Here is a 7846-nt window from a genome sequence, read left to right as displayed (position 1 = left end):
TTGGCCACTCCATCAGCAGCCAACCGCCGGATCAACGCCCAGTCCTCCAAAGTGATCACTCTCCAATCTCAGAGGTGTTCACTTTTCAAGCGCCGCAACTGTTCAATTTTCGAGCGCCGTCGACACCCTTTGCACGTGCCTTCTCGTGCCCCACACGCACCCCGATGAGGGCTCACGAGGCTGCGTGGCACCAACGAACGCACCCTCCGGAACGACGAAACTCCCGGCCGGAGCCTCCGGCCGGGAGTTTCGTTCATCTTTTCCGGCTGATTCGTTGACCAGCCATTGGTATTGGTGCGAGAGGGGGGATTTGAACCCCCACGCCCGTAAGGACACTGCCACCTGAAGACAGCGCGTCTGCCGTTCCGCCACTCTCGCGTGAGCCGTCCTAGTGTGCTACACGCGGGGCCGGATCGCCAAACCAGATCAGCCAGACGGTCGAGGGCGGCATACGGTCATTGACTCATCCGGAATGCCCGCATGCCCGGCTCAACCAGGCAGCGGCAGGATCTCGTGGCTGACGACGATGCCGTCGGCGACGACGAGTTCGCCATACGTGCCCACCGGCTGGCGGCGGCGGTCGGTGGGCGAGCCGGGGTTGAACAGGTGCAGGCCGTCGTCGACGCCGTCATACGGGATGTGCGAGTGGCCATAGACGACCAGGTCCGCGTCGGGGAACCGGCGGCGCATGCGGCGGCCGCGGCCGTCGCGGGTGCCCGAGTCGTGGATCATCGCGACCCGGACACCAGCGAGCATCAACTCCAGCGTCTCGGGCGCGCCCCAGGCGGCGACGGCGGGACCGTCGTTGTTGCCGAGCACGACGTGGACGGGTGCGAATGCCGCGAGGTCATCGAGCACCTCGGGCGTGCACACGTCGCCGGCGTGCAAGATGACGTCCGCCCGCGCCAGCGGGCCGCGCAGCCCCTCAGGCACGCCCTTCCACCGGCGGGGCGCATGGGTGTCGGCCAGAACGAGTACTCGCATTTCGGCAGTCTCGCAAGGCCCTCGGGCTGGTGAGGAATTCGGTCGCGCATCGGTCGCCTCGCGCCCTAGCCTTGGCCGGCGACGGGTGCCTGCCGATCTCGACGCCTGAATATGTACAACTCGACGGGGGTGGAGGAGCGTGGACGACCAGCAGATGGTGCGCCTGTCGAAGCGGCTCTCGCGGCTGCTGCGCCACCAGCCGGAGCGGATCGGCCTGACCCTCGACGCCGGCGGCTGGGTCGCGATCGACGACCTCCTCGCCGCGCTCAATGCCTCCGGCACCCAGGTCACCCGCGCCGACCTCGACGAGGTCGTCGCGCGCAACAACAAGCGCCGGTATGCCGTCGACCCCACCGGCACCCGCATCCGCGCCAGCCAGGGGCACACCATCGACGTCGACCTCGGCCTGAGAGCGACGCCTCCACCGGCGGTCTTGTGGCACGGGACGGTCGCCGCCGCGCTGCCCGGCATCCGCGAGCACGGCCTTATCCCCATGCGCCGCAACCACGTTCACCTGTCGGCCGACGAGGCGACCGCGCGTGTCGTCGGTGCCCGCCGGGGTCGGCCACTCGTCATACGGGTCGATGCCGCCTCCATGGGCACGGACGGCCACGAGTTCTTCATCAGCGACAACGGGGTGTGGCTGACCGAGGCGGTTCCCCAGGCATACCTGAGCTTGCCGGCCGGCAGCTGAGCGCACGGCCCAAGTCAACCTGCTACCCCACGCGCACCGGGATCCACGCGGCAGCGTGGACGAAGTCCTGATCAGTGGTCAGCAGGGTGGCGTGGTGGCGGATCGCCAGGGCGGCGATGAGGGCATCGATGGCCCCGAGCTGCACGCCATGCCGCCGGCACTCGTTCCTCATCTCAGCGGCAGCAATGTGGTCATCGCGATCGGCATGAGGTAGTCGAGCGGGGCGAAGCGCTCGACAATCGCCGCCCTGGAGGACGGTGCCACGACTCCTTGCAGGATCTCTTGGAGCACGACGCCGGTCATCGCAACCAAGTCCCGCCCGGACAATGCCGGAGAAAGGCGAGTCAGTTCCGGTAGGTCCGCGGGCCGGTCGCGCCGCAGGGCCAGCGACCCACACGCTGGTGTCCACGAGCAGGGTCACCCGCGGCTCCGTTCCGCCTTGTCGTCATAGTTCGCGTCCCAATCCACCGTCCCGAACAGGTCGAGGACCCCCGCCTGCTCTCGGCGCGCGATGTACTCCATCAGCGCAGTAGTGACCGTCGCCTTCTTGGTGCCCTCGCCGCCGATGAGCAGCGCCCGGTCGAGCAGGTCGGGGTCGATCGCGAGATTGGTGGCCAGGTGTCGAGCCCTACACAAATGCGTGTGTAGGTGACCCGCCGAGGACCGAGCCATTGTTCCGAAGGGAGCCACGCTTGGCAGGAGATCGAATGCCATGCCGCGGCACCTCATACCGGCCGGGCTGGGGTCCCTTTCCCGTCCTCCCGCCGGCGCTACTGGAAGCCGTATGCCGCGAGGGGCGCGATGAGTTCGCGCTCCTCATACGCCAGGTGCGAGAGCAGCGCGTCCGTGAGCAGGTCGACTTCGGCGGCGAGGGTGTCGAGCGCGGGTGCGGCGGCGTCGGTGCTGACCACGGCGACGAGCGCCTCGTCGAGCCGGTCGAGGAGGTCGGCGATGACGTCGTGCTCGTGTTCGAGCCGGTCGATGACGGGTGCGAGGGCGGAGTCGGCGCGGCGCAGGTGCGGGAAGACCGCGCGGTCCTCGAGCGTGTGGTGGCCGGTGACGACCCGGCAATAGGCCGCGCAGTACGCCCCCAGCGTCCAGTTGTTCTGCCGCATCGTCATCGTGTTGATCGCCGACCGCGCCGCGCCCACGCCGAGCGACCCGTCGCGCACCTGGGCGATGATCCCGCGGACCTGCTGCAGCTCCTGCCGCAGGTGGTCGTGCACGTCGACCAGGTGCTGCGCGGTCGCCTCCTGCTCCGCGGTGAAGTCGCGCTCATTGAGCACGTATGACGGCCGGTCGCCTTCGTCCCACGCCTCCTCCCGCGCGAGCCGGGTGCCGTCGTCGGGCGTCGCCCGCACGCTCAAGCCCGTTTGCCGTGTCCTCCCCCCTGCCATGCCGCTCTCCTCATCGGCCTGGCCGGCCTCGGCGCCAGCCAGGCCGGCCTGCTCGCGAGTGGGGCCGCCTTTTCGTTGGCGGGCCGCGCTAAAACCAGGCCCGCCAACGAAATTGCGGCCCGACTCGTCGTCGGCGACGGGCCGTTCGTCCTGCGTGGCGAGGCCCTGGGTCGCGCGCCGCTCACGTTCGGTGTCGACCTGATCGCGCACCGCCGGCGCGACCTCCTGGGCGAAGGTCGCGAGCGCCCGTGGGTCGTCGCTGCCGAGGATGAATGTGGAGATGCCTTGGGCGAGAGCGAGTTCGGCGAGCTGCACGGCCCAGTTGGCGGGGGTGCCTTTGAGGAACTCGGAGCCCCGACCGAAGGAACCAAAGATGTTGTAGGCCCGCCGCACGGCCTCGGGCGAGCGCCCGGCCGCGACGGCAGCCTCGTCGATCGCGGCGTTCATGTCCGGCAGGGCAGGTGGATCGGCATACCCCATGCTCGGGATCCACACGTCGGCCAGTTGCGCGGTGACGCGGAGCATGCGCGGTTTGTAGGCGCCCAACCAGAGTGGAATGTCATGTGCCGGAACGGGACCCGGCTTCAGACCCACGGCCGAGTAGTGCTCGCCCGCGATGAGCACCGACCCGCCAGCCCAGAAAGCGCGGATGATCCGGATCGCCTCAATGAGCGCGTCGACGGCCTCCCGAGGTGTGCGCCTCGGCCCGCCGGCGGCCGCGATGCCGTCCCAGAAGGCGCCCGCGCCGAGGCCCAGTTCGACCCGTCCACCGGTGACCAGGTCGAGCGTCGCCGCCGCCTTGGCGAGCACTACCGGCGGACGGAGCGGGAGCGAGGCGACATTCGGTGCGAGCCGCACCGCAGTCGTGCGCGCGGCGATGACGGACAGGAGGGTCCACATATCGCCCTGCTGCGCGGCATACGGATGGTCCTGCAGGCAGACGAGGTCGAGCCCGGCAACGTCGGCGAGTTGCGCGTTCTCCAATAGCCGGTCCAGGTGCGCCGCGTCCGGGGTGAGGAAGGCGCCGAACTCCAACGCATGCTCGTAGTCCATGCCCCGATTCTTCTCCAATCGGGCGCGCCTTCCCTCTTCCAACTCTCTGGTACTAATGGCCTTTCGTCACTCGTTCGGGCCCGAAGCGGGACCGTTGGCGCGTAGGAGCAGGTATGACGACACCACCGGCAGGCTGGTATCCCGACCCGCATCACCCCGAGTGGCTGCGCTACTGGGACGGCGCTCAGTGGACTGCGCACACCGCGCCCGCGCCGGGCTACCGGCCCCAGGCGGAAATCCAGGACGGCACTGGGACGCAAGGGTCATCGGGACCGGTGCTCCGCGGGGCGGCCCAAGCGCGGGGAGCGTCGCCGTGGCCGACAAGCTGGGCGGCGACCGGCACGGGAAGCCAAGCGCCGACCGGTCAAGGGGTGACGTCGCGGGCGGCCTACGGCCGCAAGCGGAAGTTGCTCGCCAGGATGAGCCTACGGAACAAGGTGGTCGCCGGATCCGTGGCCGGACTCTGTGCAGTGGCCGCGATCGGCAGCATCGGAGAGGACGCGCCGACTGCCGCGGCCACGAGTTCGCGCACCACACCAGCCGCGGGAACGACCCAAAACGCCGCCGGACTCGCGAGCACGGAGACCGACAACATTGGCGGTTCGGGCGGCGCGGTGGCTTCGGCGGCCGAGACGACGCCGTCCCGGCCGACCCTCTATCCGGTGACCTCGGTCGTCGACGGCGACACCATCAAGGTCCGAATCAACGGCACGACCTTCCGCGTGCGCGTGCTCGGCATCGACACACCTGAATTGGCGACCAAGGACTGCTACGCGCAGAAGGCCGCGAGCAAGATGCAGTCGCTTGTGCAGAGCAAGTCGGTCGCCCTGCGCCTCGATTCGCGCCAACCGGAGCACGATCAGTATGGGCGCCTGTTACGCCATGTCATCTTGGCGAACGGCAGTTATGCCGCCTACGCGCTGATTAAGGGCGGCTTCGGCAAGGAGTACGTGCCGCGCGGCGACTACGCCGGGCGGGCCACCTTCCTCAAGGCGCAGGCATACGCCAAGGCGAACAAGCTGGGCGTATGGAGCGCGGGCTGCGCGGTGCCGAAGCCCACCTCCCCAGCGCCCTTCGTCAGCCCCCCGAAGCCGACGGCACCGAAGCCGACGGCACCGAAGCCACCCGTTGCCCCGCCTCCGACAAGCAACACCTGCGACATCAAGGGGAATATCTCCAGCTCCAGCGAGAAGATCTATCACGTTCCGGGACAGCGCTTTTACGACGAGACCGTGATCACCTTGTCCAAGGGAGAGCGTTGGTTCTGCAGCGAGTCCGCCGCCGTCGCCGCCGGTTGGCGCAAGGCCAAGGTCTGATCTCGCAGGGGCAAACGTGGCTTGGCCAAGTTCCCGGCGGTAAGTCACCAGGTTGACGGGCCGCCTACACCTGGCCGTCGGCGAGGAGCCGGTCAAGGGCGGCATACCCCTCGTTGACGCCGGTGCCCATGCCGCTGGCCAGCCAGGCGTCGCGGCCCTCGAAGGAGTCGACGAGCGAGGTGGCGTGCAGTCGGGTCATGCCGCCGCCGAGGTCCTCGAAGGTCATCGTCTCCAGCGCGACGGCCTCGGGCATGCCCTCGAAGGTGAACGTCTGCACGATCCGGTCGTCGCTGATCTCATGGAAGCACCCGTGGAAGCCGAGCTCGACGCCGTCGGTGCGATCGACATACCGCCAGCTGCCGCCGGAGCGCGCGTCCCAGTAGTCCACCTCCATGGTGCGGCTGTCGGGACCCATCCAGAGGGGGATCAGCTCGGGATCCGTGTGCGCGCGCACCAACTGGGCGGGCGTCGCCGCGAAGTCTCGGGTGATGTGAATGACGGGGACGCTCGGGTCGGCCGCGATCTGGGCGTTGGTGACGTGCGCAGTGGTCATGATGTCTCCTTGAGTTCGCCGCGAACGACATTGCAGTCCTCGTCCATCCGGGCCAGCAGGGCTTCGAGGCGCGAGTAGCGCTCCTCGGCCTGGCGCTGGTACCTCTCGATCCACTTGGTCATCAGGTCGAACACCTCCGCCTCCAGATGCACTGAGCGGCGTTGTGCCACAGGGTGTTTGGTGATCAGGCCCGCTCGCTGCAGGATCTGCAAATGCTTCGAGACCGCCTGCACACTCATCTCGTATGGCGCGGCGAGCTCACCGACGGTGGCGTCACCGACCGCGAGCCGCGCGACCAGGTCGCGCCGCGTGGGGTCGGCGAGGGCCCCGAAGATCTCGCTGAGCTGGTCCGGCACGCTGCTTGTCCTCCTCAACCAAGTGGTTGATACACAGTCCATCATGACACGGCGTAGTCGTCAACCATTCGGTTGGATTATGGTCCGAGGGCCGGGTCGGAGGTGAGAAGGACGCGGGGTGGGGACACGGCATACGGTAAGCGGATTGCGACAACGAAAGGACGCACGATGGCCATCTCCGTCAACCCCTACCTCAACTTCGCCGGCAATGCGCGCGAGGCGATGGAGTTCTACCAGGGCATCTTCGGCGGCGAGCTGCGGGTGCTGAAGTTCAGCGATTTCGGGATGACCGAGATGCCGGCCGACGGGACCATGCACGCCGCGCTCGTGCACCCGAACTTCACGATCATGGCCAGCGACGCGATGCCGGGGGCGGAGCAGACGTGGGGCGGCACGCGCAACTACATCGCGTTCATGGGTGACGAGTTCGAGGTGATGTCTGGCTGGTTCGACGAGCTCGCCGAGGGCGGCAAGGTCGGGCAGCCGCTGGCGCAGCAGGCCTGGGGCGACACCTATGGCGATGTGATGGACAAGTACGGCATCGAGTGGCTGTTCAACATCGCGGCGAACACCGGCGGCGACCTGCCGAGCTGAGGGCCAGATCGGGCGAGCAGGCACCCTCCGGGATCGGCGCGGGCCGGCGCAGGTGGCCAGCGGTGCCGCGATGTATCAGAGCCGAGCGGCGCGCCTCTTCTACCCCAGGAGGGCAGAACCATGAACAGACGCCAGCTACTCACCGCCGCGACCGTCGCCGCGGCAACGACGGGCCTGACCATGGCACCCGCGCACGCCACGCCCGGAGCCGGCTTCACCGACGACTTCACAACGCATCGGCGCAACTGGGTCGACGTGGGCGGCAGCTGGATCCGCCAGCACGGCACGCTCCAGACGCGTTCGTCGGGCACCGATCGGAGCCTGCATACCGTCCGCACACGATCCACCTACGCAGGCCTATGGCTGGTGGCGCGGGTGCGGCATACGGGCCCAGGGTCGATGTCGCTGATCACGAACGGCGCGGCCGGCCACCGCAACGCCGCCGGCGAGTGGGGCCCGTCGTACCGCTTCGGCTACACGGCGGCCGGACAGGTCTTCATCGCCCGGATCAACCCGAACTTCACCCGCACCTTCCTGCTCGCGCCCGAGCCCGACGACGCGGTCGACCCGCGGGGATGGAACGAGATCAAGGTTGTCTCGGTCGACAGCTACCAGTCGCTCCAAGTCAACGGCGGGAGCTTCCACGTCACCACCGACCCTGAGGTCCCCGTGGGCTATGTCGGCCTCGCCGGCCTGGGCGCCGGGTCTTTGACATCGGTCGACCGGATCCAGGTTTCGCCGGTCGGCTGAACCGGCCTTTCGCCGGTCGGCTGAACCGGCCTTTCGACGAGGCTGAATAAGAGATCGCGCGGATAGGTCAGGGTCGTCGGGTGGGTCGGGTGTCCCAGCGGTGGGTCGTCCAGGCTCGGCGGAGCAGGCTTCGGGTGATGATGACCGCG

At 68.5% G+C, this 7846-nt stretch carries 11 protein-coding genes and 1 tRNA gene; 4 read left to right on the top strand and 8 right to left on the bottom strand.

The window, feature by feature from the left end; all coding sequences use genetic code 11:
- Nucleotides 1-292 precede the first annotated feature (292 nt).
- Nucleotides 293-378, bottom strand: a tRNA-Leu gene (locus ABD209_RS15815).
- 111 nt (nt 379-489) lie between these two features.
- Nucleotides 490-984, bottom strand: coding sequence for a metallophosphoesterase family protein (locus tag ABD209_RS15810; protein WP_344067929.1), 495 nt, complete (start codon nt 982-984; stop codon nt 490-492).
- A gap of 139 nt (nt 985-1123) precedes the next feature.
- Here ABD209_RS15810 and ABD209_RS15805 point away from each other — a divergent pair, with 139 nt between their 5' ends.
- Nucleotides 1124-1678: an RNA 2'-phosphotransferase gene (locus tag ABD209_RS15805; RefSeq protein WP_344067927.1), complete on the top strand. Its 555-nt coding sequence runs from the start codon at nt 1124-1126 to the stop codon at nt 1676-1678.
- A gap of 22 nt (nt 1679-1700) precedes the next feature.
- Here ABD209_RS15805 and ABD209_RS15800 read toward each other — a convergent pair whose 3' ends face one another.
- The 4 genes from ABD209_RS15800 to ABD209_RS15785 all read right to left on the bottom strand — a co-directional run bounded on the left by ABD209_RS15800 (nt 1701) and on the right by ABD209_RS15785 (nt 4128).
- On the bottom strand, nt 1701-1823 hold the full coding sequence (locus ABD209_RS15800) for a PIN domain-containing protein (protein ID WP_344067925.1): 123 nt from the start codon (nt 1821-1823) through the stop codon (nt 1701-1703).
- Between the two features lie 23 nt (nt 1824-1846).
- Complete coding sequence (locus ABD209_RS15795) at nt 1847-1981, bottom strand: PIN domain-containing protein (protein ID WP_344067923.1); 135 nt, start codon at nt 1979-1981, stop codon at nt 1847-1849.
- Between the two features lie 114 nt (nt 1982-2095).
- Nucleotides 2096-2392, bottom strand: a complete 297-nt coding sequence (locus ABD209_RS15790) for a type II toxin-antitoxin system VapB family antitoxin (protein WP_344067921.1) — start codon at nt 2390-2392, stop codon at nt 2096-2098.
- Nucleotides 2393-2448: 56 nt separating this feature from the next.
- A complete protein-coding gene (locus tag ABD209_RS15785; protein WP_344067919.1) occupies nt 2449-4128 on the bottom strand; it encodes an LLM class flavin-dependent oxidoreductase in 1680 nt (559 codons plus the stop codon).
- 113 nt (nt 4129-4241) lie between these two features.
- Between ABD209_RS15785 and ABD209_RS15780 the strand changes: the two genes are divergently transcribed.
- Nucleotides 4242-5444: a sunset domain-containing protein gene (locus tag ABD209_RS15780; RefSeq protein WP_344067917.1), complete on the top strand. Its 1203-nt coding sequence runs from the start codon at nt 4242-4244 to the stop codon at nt 5442-5444.
- 64 nt (nt 5445-5508) lie between these two features.
- Here ABD209_RS15780 and ABD209_RS15775 read toward each other — a convergent pair whose 3' ends face one another.
- Nucleotides 5509-5997, bottom strand: coding sequence for an SRPBCC family protein (locus ABD209_RS15775; RefSeq protein WP_344067915.1), 489 nt, complete (start codon nt 5995-5997; stop codon nt 5509-5511).
- Complete coding sequence (locus tag ABD209_RS15770) at nt 5994-6353, bottom strand: ArsR/SmtB family transcription factor (RefSeq protein ID WP_344067913.1); 360 nt, start codon at nt 6351-6353, stop codon at nt 5994-5996. Before ABD209_RS15770 ends, ABD209_RS15775 begins: the two co-directional genes overlap by 4 nt.
- A 168-nt stretch (nt 6354-6521) precedes the next feature.
- On the opposite strand from ABD209_RS15770, the gene ABD209_RS15765 reads away from it, so the two are divergent.
- Together ABD209_RS15765 and ABD209_RS15760 are read left to right on the top strand one after the other, a co-directional pair.
- Entirely contained in the window at nt 6522-6947 is a 426-nt protein-coding gene (locus tag ABD209_RS15765; protein WP_344067911.1) for a VOC family protein, read from the top strand.
- Between the two features lie 120 nt (nt 6948-7067).
- Nucleotides 7068-7697 (top strand): hypothetical protein, encoded by a 630-nt coding sequence (locus tag ABD209_RS15760; RefSeq protein WP_344067909.1) that lies wholly within the window; start codon nt 7068-7070, stop codon nt 7695-7697.
- Nucleotides 7698-7846 lie beyond the last annotated feature (149 nt).

This window comes from Nostocoides vanveenii (assembly GCF_039531165.1).
Taxonomy (GTDB): Bacteria; Actinomycetota; Actinomycetes; order Actinomycetales; family Dermatophilaceae; genus Nostocoides_A; species Nostocoides_A vanveenii.
Note: the sequence above shows the minus strand (reverse complement) of the source record. Positions and strands in the feature narration are given on the sequence as shown.

Bases quoted from the DNA above. Each gene is read 5' to 3' on its own strand.
- ABD209_RS15760 (WP_344067909.1), top strand. From the start codon at position 7,068: ATGAACAGACGCCAGCTACTCACCGCCGCGACCGTCGCCGCGGCAACG.
- ABD209_RS15765 (WP_344067911.1), top strand. From the start codon at position 6,522: ATGGCCATCTCCGTCAACCCCTACCTCAACTTCGCCGGCAATGCGCGC.
- ABD209_RS15795 (WP_344067923.1), bottom strand. From the start codon at position 1,981: ATGACCGGCGTCGTGCTCCAAGAGATCCTGCAAGGAGTCGTGGCACCG.
- ABD209_RS15780 (WP_344067917.1), top strand. From the start codon at position 4,242: ATGACGACACCACCGGCAGGCTGGTATCCCGACCCGCATCACCCCGAG.
- ABD209_RS15790 (WP_344067921.1), bottom strand. From the start codon at position 2,392: ATGGCATTCGATCTCCTGCCAAGCGTGGCTCCCTTCGGAACAATGGCT.
- ABD209_RS15810 (WP_344067929.1), bottom strand. From the start codon at position 984: ATGCGAGTACTCGTTCTGGCCGACACCCATGCGCCCCGCCGGTGGAAG.
- ABD209_RS15775 (WP_344067915.1), bottom strand. From the start codon at position 5,997: ATGACCACTGCGCACGTCACCAACGCCCAGATCGCGGCCGACCCGAGC.
- ABD209_RS15785 (WP_344067919.1), bottom strand. From the start codon at position 4,128: ATGGACTACGAGCATGCGTTGGAGTTCGGCGCCTTCCTCACCCCGGAC.